This window comes from Streptomyces mesophilus, from assembly GCF_040300965.1.
In the GTDB taxonomy this organism is placed as follows: Bacteria; Actinomycetota; Actinomycetes; order Streptomycetales; family Streptomycetaceae; genus Streptomyces; species Streptomyces mesophilus_A.
Window position 1 is genome coordinate 80,234 of the sequence record NZ_JBEPEW010000003.1, and the last position, 20,776, is coordinate 101,009.

Below are 20,776 nucleotides of genomic sequence, written 5' to 3' on the forward strand. Positions count from 1 at the left end.
ACGACCAGTGCTGTCAGACGACTTGACCCCCGTATGAACTATCTCTACGTTCCCCATTCGGGAAGCGCTTCCACGCTTCCGACACCGACATCCGTGCGGCCCGAGTTCCTCCCCCACCCCTGGAGAACCACATGCCCACTCCCAAGCGACGCACGGCGATCGCGACCTTGCTGCGCCGGCTGTCCGTCGTCGTCATGTCCCTCACGATGGCCGGGCTCCCGTCCCTGACCGCTCCGGCAGCCGCGGCCGCCGAGGACTTCACCGTCTACACGAACGAACGCGGCACCGATCAGCCGGCTCTGGAGCAGTTCGGGGCCGTCAAGTCGACCGTCGTGTACGACTTCTTCCACTTCACCTGCGACTACAGCCGCTGCTACTCGAACGGCGGGGCCCTGCCGAGCCAGGCCACCTACGAGGCCAAGATCAAGGAGTACCTGGTCCAGTTCGGCGCCGACGCCTCGGCCCCGCTCGTCCTCGACTTCGAGGACATCGTGCTCACCGCCCTGTCGGGCCAGGCCGCGACGAACGCGTTCAACCTCTGGAAGAACCTGATCACCTGGACGCACAACGCCGCACCGTCCGCGCCCGTCGGCATGTACGGCTACGACTGGTCGACCACCAACAACAGCCTCACCAAGCAGCTGCACCAGAACGGCCTGTTCGACTTCTTCGCGCCCCGGGGCTACCGCAGCGGATCCGAGACGGACGCACAGTGGGCGAGCCGGATGGACGCCGCCATCGCCAACGACCGTGCCCTGGCGCCCGGTCAGCCGATCTACCCGTACATCTCGCCCCACTACGACGGCAGCCCGAACGGCACCTACCACTCGGCCACCACCTGGGCCCACACCCTGAATTACCTCAAGACCCGCACCGAGGGCGCCGTGGTCTGGGAGCCCTCCGCCAACAGCGCTGCGGCCTGCAACTGGGTGCAGCAGCACTCGTACGAGATGGGCGTCATCACCGGCACCGGCAGCAGCGGCCCGCTGCACGCCACCGCGACCGCCCCCAGCGGCAATTGCACCGTGACCCGCGGAACGACCAACACCGTCCAGGTGGTTCTCACGAACACCTCCGCCCTGACCACGGCGGCCACCCAGATGCAGAGCTTCACGGGCGCACCGGGATTCACCGGCAGTTGGAAGTACTGGAACGTGCCGGCCCTCGCCCCGGGCGACAGCTTCACCACCGAACTGCCCCTGGCGATCGCCGCCTCGCAGAGCAACAGCACCGCACTGCTCCGCATCCGGACCGGAATCAGCACCACCCGCTGGTCGGTCGTCGTCCCATGAGAACGGAGACAGAAATGCCAACTCCATGGTCCCGGCGGAGTTTTGTCGCAGGTGCGGGCAGCGCCGCCCTCGCCCTGGGAATGGGTGCGTTCGGCGCCGGCGCCGCTCTCACGGCGCCGGCGCACGCCGCCGAGGGCGACGAGGTCGACGGGCTGCGCGCGAAGTGGCGCGACATCCTCCTGGGAACCGGCGTCGACGCGAGCGTGGAGCCGTTCAAGAGCAAACTCGCCGCTCTGGGCACCACCGCCAGGGGCTACGGCTCCGCCATGGCGCCCGGCGACGCGTCGCTCTGGCCCGATCTGCCGTTCTCCGGCACCGACTCGCTCGCCACCAACTACGTACGCCTGAACACCATGGCTCAGGCCTACCTGCAGCCCGGCACCGGACTCACGGGGGACAAGGCTTTCGCGGCCCGGATCGTCGAGGGCGCGGAGCATGTCTACACCAAGGTCTTCAACCCTGCGACGAAGCCCTACGGCAACGGCTGGCACTGGGACATCGGAAGCCCGATCCAGCTGGCCGACCTCTGTGTGCTCATGTACGACGACCTGTCGGCCGACCAGCTCGCCAAGTACACCGCTTCGATCGACCACTTCAGCCCGGTCTCCCGCATCCCCGACGCGACGGGCGCCAACCTCACGGACAAGTGCCGCATCCTGGCTGTGCGCGCGATAGCCGGGAAGAACCCGGAGAAGCTCGCCCAGGTCGGGGGCTTCCTCAGCCCGCTCTTCCCGTACGTCACATCGGGCGACGGCCTGTACGTCGACGGCTCGTTCGTCCAGCACAAGTACGTGCCCTACACGGGGTCCTACGGAGCGGTGATGCTCGGCGGCCTCTCCCGGCTCCTTGCGCTCCTCGGCGGGACGACCTGGGAGGTCACCGACCCGGGCGTGCAGAACATCCTCGGTGCGATCGACAACGCCTTCGCGCCCTTCCTCTACAACGGCCTGCTCCTCGACTCCGTCAACGGCCGCTCCATCACTCGCAGGAGCAACGGATACCAGGGCCGCGGCCACTCCATGCTGAACTCCGTCCTCCTGATGGCGGACGGCGCCAGTGCCAAGGACGCCGCGCGCTGGCGCGGCATGGTCAAGGGCTGGCTCACGCGGGATGCCGCCCACTCGTACGTCGACAATCCGAGCCTGGACGTGGTGACCCTCGCCCGCCTCAAGGCGGTCGTCGACGACACCGCGATCCCGGCGACACCCGAACCGGTCGCGCACCGGCTGTTCCCCTCCATGGACCGCGCCGTCCACCGCCGCCGCGGCTGGGCCGCCTCGCTCAGCATGTACTCCAGCCGGATCCAGCCGTACGAGCAGCTCAACGGCGAGAACCTGCAGGGCTGGCACACCGGGTCCGGCTTCCTCCAGTGGTATCTGGACGACGGCCGAGGCGACCAGTACGCAGAGGCCTTCTGGCCCACCGTCGACCGCTACCGCCTCCCTGGCACCACCGTCACCAAGAAAAGGCTGGCCGACGGCGCCGGCGGCGGCTGGGGCTGGGGTCTGACCGACAAGCCGTGGGTCGGCGGCACCACCGACGGCGAGTTCGCCGCGATCGGCCAGCACCTCGAGGGCGTCGAGTCGACCCTGGTGGCCAAGAAGTCATGGTTCTGCCTCGACGACTCCCTCGTCTGTCTGGGCGCGGGCATCACCGCCACCGACGGGCAGATCACCGAGACCGTGATCGACAACCGCAACCTCGGGACCGCCGGCACCAACGCCCTGACGATCGACGGGCGTCGCCAGCCGCTCGAGCAGGGCTGGAGCTCAGTCCACGACGAGGTCGGCTGGGCGCATATCGAAGGCCACGGCGGCTATGTCTTCCCCGGCCGCGCCTCGCTCAAGGCGCTGCGGGAGGAGCGCACCGGCGCGTGGAAGGACATCAACACCGGCCAGCCCGCGGATTCGTACACCCATCGCTATCTGACCCTGTGGGCCGACCACGGCACCGACCCGACGGACGCCGACTACGCGTACATCCTGATGCCGGGCGCCCGCGCAGCCGACACCGCCCGCCGCGCCCACGAGAAGCACTGGCTGAAGGTGCTGGCCAACACCCCTGACCAGCAAGGCATCCAGGTCCCCGGACTGCGCGTCACTGCGGTGAACTTCTGGAACCCCGGCACCCTTGGCAAGCTCACCGTCGACATCCCGGCCAGTGTCCTGATCCGAGAGCACCGCGACGGCACGGCGACCCTCTGCGTCTCCGATCCGACCCAGCTCGCGACGTCCCTCGAACTCACCTGGAACCGTCCGGTCCGAAGCGTCATCTCCAAGCCGTCCACGGTCACGGGCGCCACGACCGGATCCACCCTGAAGCTCACCCTCACCGGCCTCGGCGGTACGGCGGGCGCCACACAGAAGATCAAGGTCCGACTCGGGTGACCGGAGCAGCGCGCCCCACGGCAGTTCCATGGGGCGTGCGACGGGTGTCGGCTGCCCCCATCACACCGCCTCGGCGTCGGACAGCGGGATGCTGGAGACCGTGAACGGCAGCACCTGAGGCGGTAGGCCGGCGATCCAGCGGTTGTACTGGCTGTTGACCACGATGATCCGGTCTCGGGCGATCGACGCCGAGCTGGGGTGGTGGAAGCCGCCGGGCGGGATGATGCGGGCGGTGTGGCGGCCCGTGGTCAGGTCGGCGGACATCTGGACGACGGCCACCTGCGGGGTGAGCCCTGGGGTGGCGTTGATGTTGCCCTGGACCACATGGAGGCGGCCGTCGTGCCAGACGAGTCCGTCGCCGTTGCGGAGCAGGTGACCACCGAGGTCGACTTCCCTTACGCCGCCGGTGCGGCGGTCGATGCGCCACAGCTGGCCGGTGTTGCTGTTGACGGTCAGCAGATGACGGCCCACGCAGACGATGCCGTTGAGGTTGTGCTGCCCGTCGACCCAGTCGATGGGCGTGCGGGCGACATCGAGCCAGCGCTCGAGGGTCCAGCGGGCGCCGGAGCTCGTCAGGCGGTAGATGACCGGGCGGAAGGAGTCGGTGGCGTAGGCGGTGCCGTCGGACGCGACGGTGATCTCGTTGACGAACCCGCCCTCCACGCCGTGCAGCAGGGCGAGCAGGGTGCCGCCGGCCGTGTCGTACACGCGCAGCGTGCCGGTGTCCGCACCCCCTACGAAGAGCCGCCCGGCGCCGTCGATGGCCAGCCCGGAGGTGATGCTGCGGCCGTCGGCGCCATCGGGCGACCACGGGCGTAACCGAGGCTTGGCGAGGTGGCCCCGGTAGAGGGTGCCGTCCTCGGCGCTGCCGACGTAGAGGTGACCGGTGCGTGGATCGTTGGTGCTGCCGGTGGGGAAGGCACGGTCTCCAGGTACGACGTAGTGGTCCGGGAGCACTGGGCCGCGGGCCTGTGCCGACGCCGCCGGACGCGCGGCGGCCGGCGGCGTCACGGCCAGAACCGCGGAGGCGGCCGTGGCGGCAGTGGCGGACAGCAGGGTCCGCCGGGACAGGGGCTGCTTCGTCATTCGCCCACTCCTCGTTGGGATGCGCCGGTGGGCGCGGTGGTCGTATGCCGCCATTGTCGGCAGGTGCGGGAGCTGCTGTGATCACCCCGCTGTTCCCCGGTACGGGCCTTCCCGGGTACTGGCAGGGCCACCCTCACGCGCCCGCTGGAGGAGATGATGGCGTGATGAAGCGACGTGCCGAGCTCGGAGAGTTCCTGCGTTCCCGCCGCGCCCGGTTGCGCCCCGAGGAGGTCGGCTTGGCACCCGGCGGCGGCATCCGGCGGGTGCCCGGGCTGCGCCGTGAGGAGTTGGCGTACCTGGCGGGAATCAGCGTCGAGTACTACGTACGGCTGGAGCAGGGCCGCAACCCCGGTGTCTCCGATGCCGTGTTGGACGCGGTCGCCCGTGTGCTGTGCCTGGACGAGGACGAGCGCAGCCACCTGCACCGCCTGGCCCGGCAACCGGCAGGCGTGCCGCGCCAGGACCGGCCGCAACAGGCCAGGCCGGGCATGCGGCAGTTGCTGTACACCATCGGCGACACGCCCGCGTTCGTCTTCGGGCGACGCATGGACATCCTTGCCTGGAACCAGCTCGCGTGCGCGCTGATCACCGACTTCGGGGTACTGGCCCCGCACGAACGCAATCTCGCCCGGCTGGTGTTACTCGACGAGAACGTCCTGCGGCTTTACCCGGACCGGGAGTTCGTCGTCAAGGACACGGTGGGTCACCTGCGCCTGGACGCCGGACGGCACCCGGACGACCCGCAACTGGCCGCGCTCGTCGGCGAACTGTCGCTGAAGAGCGAAGAGTTCCGCAGGCACTGGTCGATGCACACGGTCAAGAGCAAGTCGCACGGCTACAAGCGCTTCGAGCACCCGGTGGTGGGTGCGCTGACGCTGCAGTACGAGACCCTGCACCTGCCCGACGACAGCGAGCAGTACCTGACCGTCTACACCGCGCGGCCGGGGACGGCGGACGCGGAGAACCTGCGCATCCTGTCCAGCTGGTACGGCGACGGCACGGCTCGCGACCGCCGTCTGGAACCCGGCCGCGAGCGCGCGCAGGACACCGACACCCACTCCGGCTCCGCCGAGTCCTGACTGGACTCCACGCTGCTTGACTGCCCGCTCAGGCACCCAAGGCCCGCGCCACCTCCCCTGCGATCCGCACGATGTCGCCGCTCGGCTTCGTCGGATACGTGGGATGGGTGCGCAGCCAGTTCTCCTCGACGGCGTACCAGTCGATGGGGGCCGGCGCGCGTCCTTCGGCGAGGGCGTCCGCGAGCTCGTCGAAGTACGTCCGCCAGCGCAGGGTGTACAGGCCGCCGATCAGTCCGGACCACTCGCGGTTGGCGTAATCGCGCAGTCCGCCGCCGTCCGCGGCCTGGCGGTGGCCCCAGACGGTCAGGAGGGAGGTGGCGTCGTACGCGAGGCGGTCACGCTCCTCCGCGTCCCGGCCCCATGCGCGGGCCTCGGCGATCCAGCGGCCGAGGAGATGACCGGAGTCGGTGGCCACGACCTCTTCGAGCAGCTCCATCCATCGGAACCACTGCCCGGTCAGCGACGCGAACTCCTCCGCGTCCCCGGCTTCGTAGGCGCGCCGGATCTCGGGAAGGAGCCGGCGGCTGCGGTGGGACACGGTCTGCCGGGCGACGTCCATCAGGTCGTAGCGGTAGGCGGAGCCGCGCTGCAAGGCCGGGGCGACCGCGAGGAGTTCGGGCAGTGCACGGGCGAACTCCTCGACGTCGTACCGCAGTGTGGCGGGGGACCATGAGGCGGCGTTGTCGGCGGCGAGGTCCGGACGGGCCCCGAAGAGCCCCTCATGGGCCTCGCTCCACTGGTCGGCGCGGGTGGTGCCGTAGGCGGTGCGGCGCAGGATGTCCCAGGCCGCCAGCGCGTGCCGGTCGGCGGCGCCGTACCGGTACAGGGGCCACTGCTCGAACCAGCCGCGCAGTTCGACGGACCCCTCGGTCCAGGCGAGGTCGCTGAACAGGGCGAAGGCGGCCGGGTTGTTGTCGGCGGCCTCCGGCATCAAGGCGATGCCCCGCAGCGCGCTGCCTTCCTTGGTGCGCCAGGAGTGGTAGAGCGCCTCCCAGTCAGGTGCGTTGGCGCCCATCGCCGTATGTCCGCCGAAGTTCCAGATCGAGCCGAAGGCGTAGGGCGTGCCGGACCAGTCCTTCTCACGGTCGGTGATGTGCGGGAAGCGGTCGGACAGGCCGTCGACGATGAGCATTTTGGAGGTGTCGGCCGCCGCGATCAGCTCCTGGTGCGGGTTGTGCTGCCAGCCGAGGATGGCCCAGTCGGCCTCGGGGTGCGCCGTACGCAGCGCACGCTCGACGGCACGTGTCGCCTCGCCGATGGGTACGTCTCCGGGGTCGCCCCCCTCGTGCAGCAGATCCATCTTGTACAGGGATGAATCGCCGTACAGCTCACGCTGCGTCGCGTAGAACGAGGCGGCGATACGGGCGAAATGCGGGTCGCGCGGGTCCAGCCAGTCGGGCCGGGTGAAGCCGACCCAGCCGCCCTGCGGGACGGTCCGGGCCCCGGGGTTGCGCTCGGCGAAGCCGGCGGGAACGGTTCCGTAGTAGCCGGGCAGGACGGGCGTCATGCCGAGCTCCCGCAGCCGCCGGGTGATCCTGGCCGCCAACTCCCGGCGCTGCTCCAGGAGATGAGCGGATACGGGACCGCCGAAGCCGGACATGTTCTGCAACAGCCACCACGGCTGGTGTGCGGGCCCGGGGATCCACGCACGGATCTCGGCGTCGGTGTAGCCGAACTCCTGGAAGACGCGGTGGTACACGGAGTCCGTGCCGATGGTGACCAGCACCTCGTTGTAGCCGTGCAGGGCCAGGAGGTCGAGCTCGTGCTCCCACCACTCCCAGCCGCGATACGGGCCCGTGTAGCCCTCGTTGGTGTCGTTGAACGCGAACCGGTGCGGCACGTTGGCCTCACGCACCAGCGGCGCGTCCGGCGCCGGGAGCTGATCGGGGAGGTCCGGCTGCGCGCCGTTCCAGGAGAAGTGGGCGTGCGCGACATGACGCAAGTAGTGGTGGAGGCCGGTGAGTTGGACGGCCGGGGTGGTGCCTTCGATCAGGAGATCCCCGGAGGTGCCGGAGACCCGGAAGAGGTCGTGGCCGCCCCGGGCCGGGACGCGCCGGAACCTGACCTGTCGTGCATGGCCGGGCAGCAGTCTGCGCAGTGCCCGGGCGGCGGCGCCGGGCTCGGTGCCGGGCCCGGCATGGGCGGCCGAGGCCGAGGCGGCGATGAGCGCCGAGGCGCCGAGGGCGAGGGCGGAGCGACGGCTGAAGTCCATGAACTCCCCAAGGGTTGGTGGGTCGTGGATGAATCCGTACGGCGATCCGTGCCGCTGCGGGCAGCCGTCGGTGCCGTTTGCAGGCAGCCGACCGTGCCGCCACGCAGCCGAAAGCCCCGCCCCGCACCCCGCCGAACGGCGGCGAAGTGGCGGGACGGGGCCTTACGACCGACAAGGCAAGACGTCACCAGATCCGTACGCGCTCCGCCGGATCCAGCCACAGACCGTCGCCCTCGGCCGTGTCGAACGCCTCGTGGAACTCGTCCAGGTTGCGCACGATGTTGGCTCGGAACTCCGGCGGCGAGTGCGGGTCGATGGTGAGGTACTGCTGTTCCTGCTCCTTGCGGCGCTTGGTGCGCCAGCAGAACGCCCAGTTCATGAACAGCCGCTGCGAGCCGGTCAGTCCACCGTTCTCCGGCACCGACTGGCCGCCGAGCGAGATCAGATAGGCGGTGTGGCCGATGGTGAGCCCGCCCAGGTCACCGATGTTCTCGCCCACGGTCAGCTGACCGTTGACGAACTCGCCCGGCAGATTGCGCGGCGAGAACCCGTTGTACTGCTTCACCAGCGCCTGCGACTTGGTCTCGAAGGCGCTCTTGTCGTCGGCCGTCCACCAGTCGTTGAGGTTGCCCGCACCGTCGTACTGCGCGCCCTGGTCGTCGAAGCCGTGGCCGATCTCGTGGCCGATGACCGCCCCGATACCGCCGTAGTTCTCGGCCGGGTCGGCGTCGGGGGAGAAGAACGGCTTCTGCAGGATGCCCGCGGGGAAGCAGATCTCGTTGGTACCCGGGTTGTAGTACGCGTTCACCGTCTGCGGCAGCATGAACCACTCGTCGCGGTCCACCGGAGAGCCGATCTTGCCGATTTGCCGGTCCGACTCGAAGGCCGCGGCCGCCTGGGCGTTGGCGAGCAGGTCGTCCGCGGAGACCTGGAGCGCGGAGTAGTCGCGGAACTTGTCCGGGTAGCCGATCTTCGGGCGGAACGTGGCGAGCTTCTCGTACGCCCGCTCCTTGGTCTCGTCCGTCATCCAGTCGAGCCGGCTGATGGACTGCCGGTAGGCCTCCAGGAGGTTGGCGACCAGGTCGTCCATCTTCGCCTTGGACGACGGCGGGAAGTGCCGGGCCACGTACTCCTTGCCGACGGCCTCGCCGACCGCGCCCTCCACGAAGGACACCCCGCGCTTCCAGCGGGCGCGCAGCTCGGGCGTGCCGTTGAGGGTGCGGCCGTAGAACTCGAAGTTGTTGTTCACGAACGCGTCGGTCAGATACGGCGAGCACGCACGCAGCACCCGGGCCAGCGTCCAGTCACGCCACTGCTCGATCGGCACCTCGGTGAGCAGTCCGGAAAGGTGCGCAAGATAGGAAGGCTGGCGGACACAGGTCTCGGCGATCGTCTTGTCGCTGCCGCCGAGTCCGGTGATGTAGCCGCGCCAGTCGAACTCCGGGGCCAGCGCGGTCAGTTCGTCGAGCGTGGTGAGGTTGTACGTCTTCTGGACGTCGCGGGTCTCCGCGCGCTCCCAGTGCCCGGCGGCGAGCTTCGTCTCCAGGGCGAGGACCGCGGCCGCGGAGTCGGCGGGCGACTCATGGCCGGCGAGGGTCAGCAGCTCGGTGAGGTAGCCGACGTACTTCTCGCGGATCTCCGCGAACTTCTCGTCGCGGTAGTACGACTCGTCGGGCAGGCCGAGCCCGCCCTGAAGAATGTTGAAGAGATACCGGTCGGAGTTCTTGTCGTCGGAGTCGACGTACGCACCGAACAGGCCGGACCCGCCGACGCGCTCGAACCGTCCGAGGAACGCGGCGAGCTCCCGCGTGTCCGAGATCGCGGCCACCTCGTCGAGCAGCGGCTGCGCGGGGGCGAGCCCCTTGGCGGCGATGGTCTCCTCGTCCATGAAGGAGGCGTAGAGGGCGGCGATCCGGCGGGCGTCGGCGTCCTCGCCGCCCTGCTCGGCCAGCTCCTGAATGATCTCCTTCACCTGCTGCTCGGCGACGTCCACGAGCTGCACGAAGGGACCCCAGCTCGACCTGTCGTCGGGGATCTTCTCGGTGTCCAGCCAGACGCCGTTGACGTGGCCGAACAGGTCGTCCTGCGGTCGGATCTCGGGGTTCATGCCCGCCTGGGCATCGTCCAGAATGCTCATCCGTGCAGCCTATGCGAGGTGGCGGCGCGGGTGGAGGGCGCCGGGGTCCGGTGTCCTGTGCGGTGGGTACGCCCTCTTGAGCCGACGCCCCGGTCCCGGGGACGCTGAGCCCGACTCCGCCGACTTCCCGACGACAGTGAGGGCACCCGTATGGGCATCCCCGTGATCTTGGACTGCGACCCCGGGCACGACGACGCGTTCAACATCCTGCTCGCCGCCGCCCATCCCGCGATCGATCTGCTCGCCATCACCACCGTCGCCGGCAACCAGACGCTGGAGAAGACCACGCTCAACGCGCGTCGCGTCTGCACCGTCGCCGGCATCGAGGGCGTGCCGATCGCGGCGGGCCGGGACCGTCCCCTGCACGGACCGGTCCGGGTGGCCGCGTCGATCCACGGCGAGTCCGGCCTCGACGGTCCGGGCTTCAAGGACCCGACCGTGCCCCTCGACCCACGTGACGCCCTGACCCTCATCCGCGACACGCTCCTGGCCCACCCTCGGCCCGTCACGCTGGTGCCCACCGGGCCGCTCACCAACATCGCCGCCCTGCTGCTCGCGTATCCGGACCTTGCCGGGCGCATCGAGCGGATCGTCCTGATGGGCGGCTCCACCGGGCGCGGGAACACCACCCCCGCCGCCGAGTTCAACATCCACTGCGATCCCGAGGCCGCCGACCTCGTCTTCTCCAGCGGGCTGCCCGTGACGATGCTCGGCCTCAACGCCAGTCATCAGGTGCTGGCCACCGAAGACGTCATCGCCCGCTTCGATGCACTCGGCACCCCTCTCGCCGGCATCTGCACGGAGATGCTCGGCTTCTTCGCCGACCGCTACCGGGAGGTTTTCGGCCTGCCCGGAGCGCCCCTGCACGACCCGCTGACCATCGCCCACCTCATCGACCCGGACCTCATCACCCTGGTCCCGGCGTCCGTCGCCATCGAACTCAACGGCACCCACACCCGCGGCGCCACCGTCGTCGACCTGCACGGGGTCACCGGCCGCGCGCCCAACGCGGAGGTCGCCACCGTGGCCGACGCGGACCGCTTCTGGGATCTGATCGTGGACGCCGTACGTGTCCTTGGCAGGGATACGGCATGACTGATTCCTTGCGTTGTGGCGCGCTCACGACATCTTGCAGGCTTACGTCATGACCTGGCCCACGCGCCGCGGCGATGCGGACGAGATCAAGCTCAAGTACCCGGAACAGGCCGCACAGTTGGGCGTCGCGCTGCGCACCGGCGATCCGCTCGCCGACGCGGTCGTCGCCGAACTCGCGGACCTGGGCCCGAGCGCGCGCCGGACCCTGCTCGCGGGCCTGCGCGACGGTCTGGACAGCCTCGAGGCCCCACCGCCTGCCGTCGCCGCGCTGCTCGCCGACGTCGAGTCGGTCACGTCCCCGTACGACATCGACCGCGGCGCGTATGTCGCGCTCACCGTGCCGCCGTTCGCGCACAACATCGCGCTGGGCCAGGGCGCGCTGGTCAACACGTACACCTCGCCGGTCATCGCCGCGGTGCTCAGGCGCACCGGACGGCTGACCTCCATGGCCAAGCGGCGGCTCGACGAGACGGGCAAGTGGCTGCTCCAGGCGCTCCTGCCGGGCGGCCTGGAGCGCGGCGCGGGTGGCTATGTCGCCACGGTGTTGGTGCGGCTGCTGCATGCCCAGGTGCGGGCCGTGGTGCGCGGCCAGGGCTGGGACGAGGGCACCTGGGGAGCGCCGATCAGCCAGGTCGAGCTGGTGCGCACCTGGCTCGACTTCACGCTGGTCTCGTATCGCGCACTGGCCGTGATGGGCTACGACTTCACCGACGAGGAGCTCGCCGACGTCTACCGGCGCTGGCAGCACCAGGGCCGCCTGCTCGGCATCGACGACGCGTTCTACGGCCATGTCACCGGCCATGACCAGGCCGTCGAGCTCGCCGACCTGATCGCGATGACCGATGACGGGCCGGACCCCGACACCAAGCCGTTCCTGGAGGCGCTGCAGGGGGCCGCCATCCAGCAGCTCACGCCGGTCTTCGGTGACCCGGTCCTGACCGGTTCGCTGATCCGCGCGTTCGCCCGTCTCATCCAGGGCGATGAGAGGGCGGACGCCCTGGGCATCGCACCCAGTGAACTCAGCCCGCTCCTGCCGGTGTTGATCCTCGGCACGGCGGAGAGCCGCCGTCTGGCGCGCCGGCTGCCGGATGAGTGGTCGGCTCTGCAGCGCAATCACCGCGCGGCGATCGACGAGATCCTGGCGGCGCCGGACACCCCGACGACGTACGAGGCGAATCTGGCGTGAGCGGCCGGGCACGTCCCTGACGGCAGCCGGCAGACACAGCGGCCGGGCTCGCCCCAGAGGACAGCCGACGGGCTCGGACTCTCAGCGGCCGACGGCCGTCTCCGCCGCCACATGCGACAGCTTCTCGGGGTTGCGGACGTGATAGGCCCCGGTGACGAAGCCGTCCTCGACCCGGACCGCCACCACCCCGTCGACCTCGCCGTCGACCCGGACGAGCAGGCCCGGGCCACCGTTGATCTGCACCGGTTCGACCGACCGTGCGGCTTCCTGCTTCCACCAACCGCCCGCGAGCAGCCGGGCCACCTTGTCCGCGCCCACGATGGGCCGAAGGAGAGCGTGTTTGACTCCGCCGCCGTCGCTCAGCGCGACGACGTCGGGCGCGAGGATGTCGAGCAGGCTCTGCAGCTCGCCCGTCTCGACCGCGCGCTGGAACGCCCGGAGCGCTGCCCGGGTCTGGGACGGCGAGACGGGTCCGCGGGGCCGGCGCGCGGCGACGTGTGCGCGGGCCCGGTAGGCGAGCTGGCGGACCGCGGACGGGGTCCTGTCCACGGCTTCGGCGATGTCGTCGTAGTCGAGAGCGAACACCTCACGCAGCACGAACACCGCACGTTCCACCGGCGCGAGCGTCTCCATCACCAGGAGCATCGCCATCGAGATGCTCTCCGCCAGTTCGACGTCCTCGGCCACGTCCGGCGCGGTCAGCAACGGCTCGGGCAGCCAGGGCCCGACGTAGGACTCCTTGCGCCGGCCGAGCGTACGCATCCGGTCCAGCGCCTGCCGGGTGACGATCCGCACCAGGTAGGCGCGTTGTTCCCGCACGGCCGCGGTGTCCACGGCCACCCAGCGCAACCAGGTCTCCTGCAGCACGTCCTCGGCGTCGGCGGCCGAGCCGAGCATCTCGTAGGCGACGGTGAACAGCAGATTGCGGTGGCGGACGAACGCCTCGGTGGCGGAATCCAGGAGCTCACCGCGCTCCGTGCGGTCGAGCAGCTCGTCTCCGTTCGTGGCCCGGCCGCTGCGCTGGCTCATCTTCCGCTCCCGTCCCTTGCTTCCTGGCCCTGCTCCACGCACTGGACGCCGGCCGACGCCGCCGCGTAACACTCCCGGCCGGTGTCCTGGGTCACATGGATACGGGTGTTACGGGCGGTGATGCGCCCACGTCTCGTGTCCGTCAGGAGCAGGACGGGCCGGCAGCACAGTCACCGCGCGGCGGCCCCAAGATCCAGGAAGGGCAACGAACATGAGCAACGGAAAGTTCGCCGTGGCCGGAGCGACCGGGCGCCTCGGACGGCATGTCATGGACGTCCTCGCGGAACGCGGACATCAGGCCGTGCCGATGTCCCGCGCCACCGGCGTGGACATCATCACCGGTGAAGGGCTCGCCGATGCGGTCGCCGGCGCGGACGTGATCATCGACGTCGCGTCCTGGCACGCCTCCGAGCAGGAGGCCGCCGCGGAGTTCTTCCGCACGGCCGCCCGCAATCTGCACGAGGCCGGCCGGGAGGCCGGCGCCGACCGGGTCGTCGCGATGTCCGTCATCGGCGCGGACAAGGCCACCGCCGGTTTCGTCGCCGCCCAGCAGGTGCACGAGGAGGCCCATCTGGCCGGGCCGCTGCCCGCTCGGATTCTGCGGGCCGCGCAGTTCCATGAATTCGTCGGTCAGCTCCTGGACTGGCAGCAAGGCGGTATCGCTCATGTCCCCGCCCTGCCGACCCAGCTCGTCGCCTGCCGCACCGTGGCCGAAGCGCTCGTCGACCTGGCGGTCGACCCCGACGCCCCCGCCCGGCCCGGTTCCGGAGTGCCGATCCCCGAGATCGCCGGGCCTCGCAGGGAGTCGATGGCCGATGCGGCGAAGCTCCTCGGAGACCGTCGAGGCATCACGGTGGTCGAGGTGGACGGCTCCGGTTTCCCCGATGCCGAGATCGCGGCGGCCGGAGGGTTCCTGCCCGGCCCCCACGCCAAGCTCGCGGGCCCCACCTTCCAGGAATGGCTCGAGGCTCAGGTCTGATCAGGTCCGGCACGCGGAGCAGTGGGAAGCAGCGGAAAGGAATGGGGACTTCTATGCTCAACACCTCTGCCGACAAGGCGACTTCACCTGCGGGAACGGTTCCGACCGTCCGGCAGGCGGACGGCCGCGGCCCGGTCGTGCTGCTGCGGGTGGTGGCCGCCCTCGCCTGTCTGGAGACCTTGGTGCAGGGCTTGCTCGCGGGGATGCTCCTGAACGGTGACGTGGCTTCGATCGATCCGCACGGCATCAACGCCTATGTCTTCGAGCTCCTGGTGTTCTGCCAGGTCGTGGCAGCTGTGTGGCTGTGGCGCCGCAACCGCCGGCTGACCTGGCCACTCAAGGCCACGACCGGCATCCTGCTGGCCACCTTCACCCAGACCGCGCTGGGTCTGCAGAGCTCTCTCGCGGCCCATGTCGCCCTCGGTGTGGGCCTGTGCGCGATGGAGACGGCGCTGGTCCTGCGGGCCTTCACGCTCCGAGCCGAGCGGCCGGCCGCGTGAGGCAGGGGCTCCTGCCCCATGTGAGACAGCACCACCTGACCCTCGACGTGAGGTCGAGGGTCAGGGATCACTCGACCGGAGGTCCAGGCGGGAAGGTGGAAAATCCGGTGACGTAGGTGCCGGGTCGCCGGATACTGGCGCGATGACCCCGCCTCCCCGCCGCTTCCGCGATCCGCGGACGAAGCCCTACACCTACCTCGTGGGCGTGGTTCTGGTGCGCTGCCCGGGATGCGACGGCCAGGCGCGGATCGCGCGAATCTCGCCGGACACATGGTGGTGGTCCACCCGCCGCCTGACCTGCGCGCACTGCGGTGTCACCCGCACCACGAAGGGCAACGTGCTGACGTCCACGCACGGAGAGCCGGTGGACCCGTGGTTCGGGCTGCCCCTGTGGCTGCAGACCCGGACCCGGCACGGTCACCTCTGGGCGTACAACCGCGAACACCTCACGCTGATACGGGAGTTCGTGGCCGCCACCCTGCGCGAGCGCGCTCCCTGGTACGACACGGGCGTGAAGATGACCGTCGTCGCCCGGCTGCCGCGCTGGGTCACGAAGGCGGGCAACCGCGACGAGATCCTGCGGGCCATCGACCGCATCCGAACGCCGGTCACGCGCTAGGCGGAATGGCCCCCGCGGCACGCTGCAGCGCATCGAGCACCGGACGCAGCAGCGGATGACCCTCCGCGCCCCGCCGTACCGCCGCGAACACCCTGCGCGTGGCGACCACGTCGTCGACGGGCCGTACCGCCGTATGCGAGAGATCGGTGTCGCGCAGCGCCGAACGCGGCACCAGGGCCACGCCCGCGCCCGCCGCGGCCAGCGCGACCACCGCGCGGAAGTCGTCCGATGAGTGCTCGAGCCGGGGCTTGAACCCCGCGTACTCGCAGGCGAGCACCATCACGTCATGGCAGGGGTTGCCGGGGTACGGGCCGATCCACGGCTCGTCGGCGAGTGCCGCGACCGGCACGGTCTCGGCGGCGGCGAGCGGATGTCCGAGCGGGAGCACCGCGTCGAAGGGCTCCGCGTACAGCGGGATACGGGTGAGGCGGTCGTCCGCGCTCGGGGCGCCCCGGTACTCGACCGCGACCGCGATGTCGGCGCGCCCGTCGAGCACCATCGGCAGACTCGCGTCGCCCTCCGCGTCCCGGACCTGGATCCGCAGCCCGGGATGAGCGCTGCTCAGATCGGTGATCGCGGGGGCGAGGACGACCGCGATACCGGTCGCGAAGGCGGCGATCGTGACCTCGCCGGCGTCGCCCGAGGTGTACGCGGCGACCTCGGCCTCGGCCCGTTCCAGCTCGGCGAGCACCTGGCTGGCGTGACGCAGCAGGATCTGGCCCACGCCCGTCACCCGCATGCCTCTTTTGTCCCGTTCCAGGACCTTGTGCCCCAACTCCTGCTCCAGCGCGGCGATCTGCTGGGAGACGGCGGAAGGGGTCAGATAAAGCGCCGCGGCCGCGGCAGTCACCGTCTGGTGGTCTGCCACGGCCTGCAGCGTGCGGAGCCGGCGTGCGTCGATCACACCGCCGATTCTGCCAAGGATTTACCGCGCGGATTCCGCCAGGGCCGCACGGGCGGCGACGAAGGCGTCCACCGCACGGTTCACATCCGCGGTCGAGTGCGCCGCCGACAGCTGCACGCGGATGCGGGCAGCGCCCTGCGGGACCACCGGGTACGAGAAGGCGATCACGTAGACGCCGTGCTCGAGCAGCAGCTCCGCCATGCGCGCCGCCTGCGCCGCGTCACCGATCATCACGGGCGCGATCGCGTGGTCGCCGGGCAGGATCTCGAAGCCCTCCTCGGTCATCCGCGAGCGGAACAGCGCGGTGTTCGCGCTGAGCTGCTCGCGCAGGTCACCGGCCGATTCGAGAAGGTCGAGGACCTTCAGCGACGCGGCGGCGATCACCGGGGCGAGGCTGTTGGAGAACAGGTACGGGCGCGAGCGCTGGCGGAGCAGCGCCACGATCTCGGCACGGGCGGCCACGTAACCGCCGGAGGCACCGCCGAGCGCCTTGCCGAGCGTGCCCGTGATGATGTCGACCCGGTCCATCACGCCGTGCAGCTCCGGCGTACCGCGGCCGCCGGCGCCGACGAAGCCGACCGCGTGCGAGTCGTCGACCATCACCATGGCGTTGTACTGATCGGCGAGGTCGCAGATCTCCTGCAGCGGCGCGACATAGCCGTCCATCGAGAACACGCCGTCCGTGACGATCAGCTTGCGCCGCGCACCGGCCGCCGCGGCCTCCTTGAGCTGGTGCTCCAGGTCGGCCATGTCGCGGTTGGCGTAGCGGAAGCGCTTGGCCTTGCACAGCCGGATGCCGTCGATGATCGAGGCGTGGTTGAGGGCGTCGGAGATCACCGCGTCCTCGGGGCCGAGCACCGTCTCGAAGACGCCGCCGTTGGCGTCGAAGCAGGAGGAGTAGAGGATCGTGTCCTCCTGGCCGAGGAACGACGACAGTCGCGCCTCGAGCTCTTTGTGCACCTCCTGCGTCCCGCAGATGAAGCGCACCGAGGCCATGCCGTAGCCCCAGCGGTCGAGGGCCTCGTGGGCGGCGGCGATGACCTCGGGGTGGTCGGCGAGACCGAGGTAGTTGTTCGCGCAGAAGTTGAGGACCTCACCGGGGCGGCCGCCGGCCGTGACGTCCACGGTGGCGGACTGCGGGGTGCCGATCACGCGCTCGGGCTTGTGCAGGCCCGCCGCCTCGATCTCGTCGAGGGTCTGCTGGAGCTGTGCGCGTACGGAGTCGAACATGAGGGGTTCCTTCTCGGGGGTCGCGGCGTTCGGAAGAAGGCAGGAGGGACCGCGGCCGACGTGGCCGGCCGGCGGTACGGTCAGGCGGTCCAGTCGAGGATGACCTTGCCGCCGCGGCCGGACGCCGCGTCGTCGAAGGCCGCCTCGAAGTCACGGTGCGAGTAGCGGCCGGTGATCACTGGGGCGAGGTCGAGGCCGCGCTCCAGGAGGACGGACATCGCGTACCAGGTCTCGAACATCTCGCGTCCGTAGATGCCCTTGATGGTGATCATCGAGGTGACGATCCGCGCCCAGTCGACCGCGAACTCCTCGGCGGGCAGACCGAGCATGGCGATCTTTCCGCCGTGCGTCATGTTGGCGACCATGTCGCGCATGGCGCGCGGGTTGCCGGACATCTCCAGGCCGACGTCGAAGCCCTCGCGCAGACCGAGGGTGCGCTGGCCGTCGGCGATGGAGGACTCGGCGACGTTGAGGGCGAGGCTCACACCGATCTTGCGGGCGAGCTCCAGGCGTTCCTCGCTGACGTCGGTGATGACCACGTTGCGGGCGCCGGCGTGCTGGGCGACGGCGGCGGCCATCAGACCGATCGGACCCGCACCGGTGATCAGCACGTCCTCGCCGACGAGCGGGAAGGACAGCGCGGTGTGCACGGCATTGCCGAACGGGTCGAAGATCGCGGCGATGTCGAGATCGACGGGCACGCGGTGCACCCACACGTTGGACGCGGGCAGCGCCACGAACTCGGCGAACGCGCCGTTGCGGCCGACACCGAGGCCGACCGTGGCGCGGCAGAGGTGCCGCCGTCCGGCCAGACAGTTGCGGCACTTGCCGCACACCAGATGGCCCTCGCCGCTCACCCGGTCGCCGACGTTGATGTCCTCGACGTCGCGTCCGGTCTCGACGACCTCGCCGACGAACTCATGCCCGAGGACCAGCGGCGTGGTGATGGTCTGCTGCGCCCAGCCGTCCCAGTTGCGGATGTGCAGGTCGGTGCCGCAGATGCCGGTGCGCTGCACCTTGATGAGGACCTCGCCGGGACCGATCACCGGCTCGGGCACCTCCCGCATCCACAGTCCGGGCTCCGCCTTGTCCTTGACGAGTGCCTTCACCGGGGGAGCCTCCTGAGTTCGTGATCATGCCGAGCCACTCATCAATCTGCCCCGCGGTGCGGGCGGAGTCCATCAACGATTTCTTAAGCCACCCCGCAGGAGTGCTTCATCTGGCGCAAGCGGGTCCGCGCTCCGTGCGCGATCGTGTCCGACGGGCCGTCAACCGGGCGCATCCCTACGCCGTCCGGGCCCACCCGGGCGGTGCACTGGGGACCCTGCCCCTAGGGTCGCGAAAGGACACGACAAACAGGACGTAAAGGACGGGAGTGGTTCTGATGCGCGCGGTGGCACCGAGGCGTCAGACGGTGGCGGCGATCCTGGCAGGCGGCTGTGTGCTCGCGCTGGGCGCGACTCCGGCGTCGGCCGCGGACGACTGGGGCAACTGGGGCTGGCAGGTGTCCGTCTCGCCGACCACGGTCAAGCCCGGCGGCACGGTGACGCTCACCTCGTCCGGCTGCCAGGAACCGACGGTCAAGGCCGAGGCCGGGATCTTCGACATCGTCGAACTCAACGAGGGCAAGTCGGCGACGGCCTGGATCTTCGACGACGCCAAGCCCGCCGCCGAGTACGAGGTCACCTTCACCTGCAAGAGCCAGACCAAGAAGGTCACCGTGAAGATCGCCGACGACGGCGGCACGGTCTGGCCTACGCACCACGGCACGCAGCCGCCCATCCACAAGGGCGTGAAGGCCGGCTCGGGCGGCACCTTCGACCAGTCCGACCTCATCCAGCTCGGCCTCGGCGGTGTCCTGGTGGCCGGCGCGATCGGCGCCTCGCTGTACTGGGCGCGCAGGCGGGGCGAAGGACGCGTCTGACGCTCGGCCGCCGGACCGGGCAAGGTACGTGTGTGGCCGAACCGCCGGTCCGGCGAAGAGCTCCGTGAACCTGAACCGCCGGTCCGGCGAAGAGCTCCGTGAACCTGAACCGCCGGTCCGGCGAAGGACTCTGTAAAGGTCAGCCACCGGTCCGGTGAAGCCGTGTCCCTTAGCCCCCGGAGTTCGGGAGCCAACCGGCCGGCTTCACCCGGCCGCGCGCCGCGAAGCCCCAGTCCAGCAAGGCCCGGGCCTCGTGGTACACGCCGTTGCGCGCACCGGACTGCGGGTTGAGCACGGTCACGATGACGGTCCGGCCGCCGCGCCGGGCGGCCGCGACCAGGGTGTTGCCGCCCTGCGTGGTGTAGCCGTTCTTGATGCCGATCACGCCCGGATACCGACGCACCCCGTGCGAGCCCGCCAGCAGCCGGTTCGTGTTGTCGATCCGCACCCAGCCGCGCGGGGTCGGGAAATAGCCGTACGCGCTGCGGCAGTAGTAGGCGAAGTCCCGGTTGCGCAGCCCCTCGCGGCCGAACAGCGTCAGGTCGTACGCGGAGGAGAACTGGCCGCGGGCGTCGTACCCGTCGGGGGAGACCACATGGGTGTTGCGGGCGCCGAGCGCCCGGGCCTTGGCGTTCATCTTCCGGGCCGTGTGCCACCAGCCGCCGTTCATCCGGGCGAGCACCCGTACGGCGTCGTTGCCCGACTTGAGGAAGGTGCCACGCCACAGGTCCTCGACCCGGTACGTCCCGCCGATCCGCAACCCGACCCGGCTGCTGCCCGCGCCGATCCCGGCCAGTTCCTTCGCGGTCACCCGGTGCCGCATACGGCTGTCGAACCGGGGCAGCACCGTGAGGGCGAACAGGGTCTTGAGCGTGCTCGCGGGCGCGAGCCGCTGATGCGGCCGACGGGCGGCGAGTACCTGCCCGGTCTCCGCGTCCGCCACCACCCAGGCGCGCGCGGAGAGGTGACGGGGGAGCGGGGGCGGGCCCTGGACCCTGCCGGTGTCCGAGGCGTGCGCGGGCAGCGTGGGGGTGAAGCCCGCCGCGAGGGCGAGCAGCGTACAAAGGGCGGGCCTGAACCGGGATCTGACGCTCATTCAGCCAAGGTAGGGCTGATG

17 protein-coding genes are annotated in these 20,776 nt (G+C 70.3%); 9 read left to right on the forward strand and 8 right to left on the reverse strand.

The features are described from left to right. Nucleotides 1-131: 131 nt before the first annotated feature. On the forward strand, nt 132-1,292 hold the full coding sequence (locus tag ABT367_RS02145; protein ID WP_352248606.1) for a hypothetical protein: 1,161 nt from the start codon (nt 132-134) through the stop codon (nt 1,290-1,292). A gap of 14 nt (nt 1,293-1,306) precedes the next feature. Continuing rightward, nucleotides 1,307-3,679, forward strand: a complete 2,373-nt coding sequence (locus tag ABT367_RS02150; RefSeq protein ID WP_352248608.1) for a polysaccharide lyase 8 family protein — start codon at nt 1,307-1,309, stop codon at nt 3,677-3,679. A 60-nt stretch (nt 3,680-3,739) separates the two neighbouring features. On the opposite strand, the gene ABT367_RS02155 is transcribed toward ABT367_RS02150, so the two are convergent. Next, a complete protein-coding gene (locus ABT367_RS02155; RefSeq protein ID WP_352248610.1) occupies nt 3,740-4,765 on the reverse strand; it encodes an SMP-30/gluconolactonase/LRE family protein in 1,026 nt (341 codons plus the stop codon). Between the two features lie 164 nt (nt 4,766-4,929). On the opposite strand from ABT367_RS02155, the gene ABT367_RS02160 reads away from it, so the two are divergent. After that, nucleotides 4,930-5,844, forward strand: a complete 915-nt coding sequence (locus tag ABT367_RS02160; protein ID WP_352248742.1) for a helix-turn-helix transcriptional regulator — start codon at nt 4,930-4,932, stop codon at nt 5,842-5,844. 28 nt (nt 5,845-5,872) lie between these two features. On the opposite strand, the gene ABT367_RS02165 is transcribed toward ABT367_RS02160, so the two are convergent. After that, on the reverse strand, nt 5,873-8,056 hold the full coding sequence (locus ABT367_RS02165; protein ID WP_352248612.1) for an alpha-N-acetylglucosaminidase: 2,184 nt from the start codon (nt 8,054-8,056) through the stop codon (nt 5,873-5,875). 184 nt (nt 8,057-8,240) lie between these two features. Next, nucleotides 8,241-10,193, reverse strand: coding sequence for a M13 family metallopeptidase (locus tag ABT367_RS02170; RefSeq protein WP_352248614.1), 1,953 nt, complete (start codon nt 10,191-10,193; stop codon nt 8,241-8,243). 150 nt (nt 10,194-10,343) lie between these two features. Here ABT367_RS02170 and ABT367_RS02175 point away from each other — a divergent pair, with 150 nt between their 5' ends. Next, a complete protein-coding gene (locus tag ABT367_RS02175) occupies nt 10,344-11,288 on the forward strand; it encodes a nucleoside hydrolase (protein ID WP_352248616.1) in 945 nt (314 codons plus the stop codon). 49 nt (nt 11,289-11,337) lie between these two features. Continuing rightward, nucleotides 11,338-12,474, forward strand: coding sequence for an oxygenase MpaB family protein (locus tag ABT367_RS02180; RefSeq protein WP_352248618.1), 1,137 nt, complete (start codon nt 11,338-11,340; stop codon nt 12,472-12,474). Nucleotides 12,475-12,555: 81 nt separating this feature from the next. Here the strand turns inward: ABT367_RS02180 and ABT367_RS02185 are convergent, their stop codons facing one another. Continuing rightward, a complete protein-coding gene (locus tag ABT367_RS02185; RefSeq protein WP_352248620.1) occupies nt 12,556-13,503 on the reverse strand; it encodes an RNA polymerase sigma-70 factor in 948 nt (315 codons plus the stop codon). Nucleotides 13,504-13,714: 211 nt separating this feature from the next. Here ABT367_RS02185 and ABT367_RS02190 point away from each other — a divergent pair, with 211 nt between their 5' ends. The 3 genes from ABT367_RS02190 (at nt 13,715) to ABT367_RS02200 (ending at nt 15,601) form a co-directional block, all read left to right on the forward strand. Then, nucleotides 13,715-14,482, forward strand: a complete 768-nt coding sequence (locus tag ABT367_RS02190) for an SDR family oxidoreductase (RefSeq protein WP_352248621.1) — start codon at nt 13,715-13,717, stop codon at nt 14,480-14,482. A gap of 53 nt (nt 14,483-14,535) precedes the next feature. After that, nucleotides 14,536-14,982: a hypothetical protein gene (locus ABT367_RS02195; RefSeq protein WP_352248623.1), complete on the forward strand. Its 447-nt coding sequence runs from the start codon at nt 14,536-14,538 to the stop codon at nt 14,980-14,982. A 142-nt stretch (nt 14,983-15,124) separates the two neighbouring features. Continuing rightward, entirely contained in the window at nt 15,125-15,601 is a 477-nt protein-coding gene (locus tag ABT367_RS02200) for a hypothetical protein (protein ID WP_352248625.1), read from the forward strand. Here the strand turns inward: ABT367_RS02200 and ABT367_RS02205 are convergent. From ABT367_RS02205 to tdh, 3 genes are all read right to left on the reverse strand, one after another. Continuing rightward, entirely contained in the window at nt 15,591-16,505 is a 915-nt protein-coding gene (locus ABT367_RS02205; RefSeq protein ID WP_352248627.1) for a LysR family transcriptional regulator, read from the reverse strand. The genes ABT367_RS02200 and ABT367_RS02205 overlap by 11 nt on opposite strands. A gap of 21 nt (nt 16,506-16,526) precedes the next feature. After that, complete coding sequence (locus ABT367_RS02210) at nt 16,527-17,735, reverse strand: glycine C-acetyltransferase (protein WP_352248629.1); 1,209 nt, start codon at nt 17,733-17,735, stop codon at nt 16,527-16,529. Nucleotides 17,736-17,815: 80 nt separating this feature from the next. After that, entirely contained in the window at nt 17,816-18,844 is a 1,029-nt protein-coding gene (gene tdh, locus ABT367_RS02215; RefSeq protein ID WP_352248631.1) for an L-threonine 3-dehydrogenase, read from the reverse strand. A gap of 284 nt (nt 18,845-19,128) precedes the next feature. On the opposite strand from tdh, the gene ABT367_RS02220 reads away from it, so the two are divergent. Further along, on the forward strand, nt 19,129-19,659 hold the full coding sequence (locus ABT367_RS02220) for a hypothetical protein (protein WP_352248633.1): 531 nt from the start codon (nt 19,129-19,131) through the stop codon (nt 19,657-19,659). Between the two features lie 169 nt (nt 19,660-19,828). On the opposite strand, the gene ABT367_RS02225 is transcribed toward ABT367_RS02220, so the two are convergent. Next, entirely contained in the window at nt 19,829-20,755 is a 927-nt protein-coding gene (locus ABT367_RS02225) for a D-alanyl-D-alanine carboxypeptidase family protein (RefSeq protein ID WP_352248635.1), read from the reverse strand. Between the last annotated feature and the right edge of the window lie 21 nt (nt 20,756-20,776).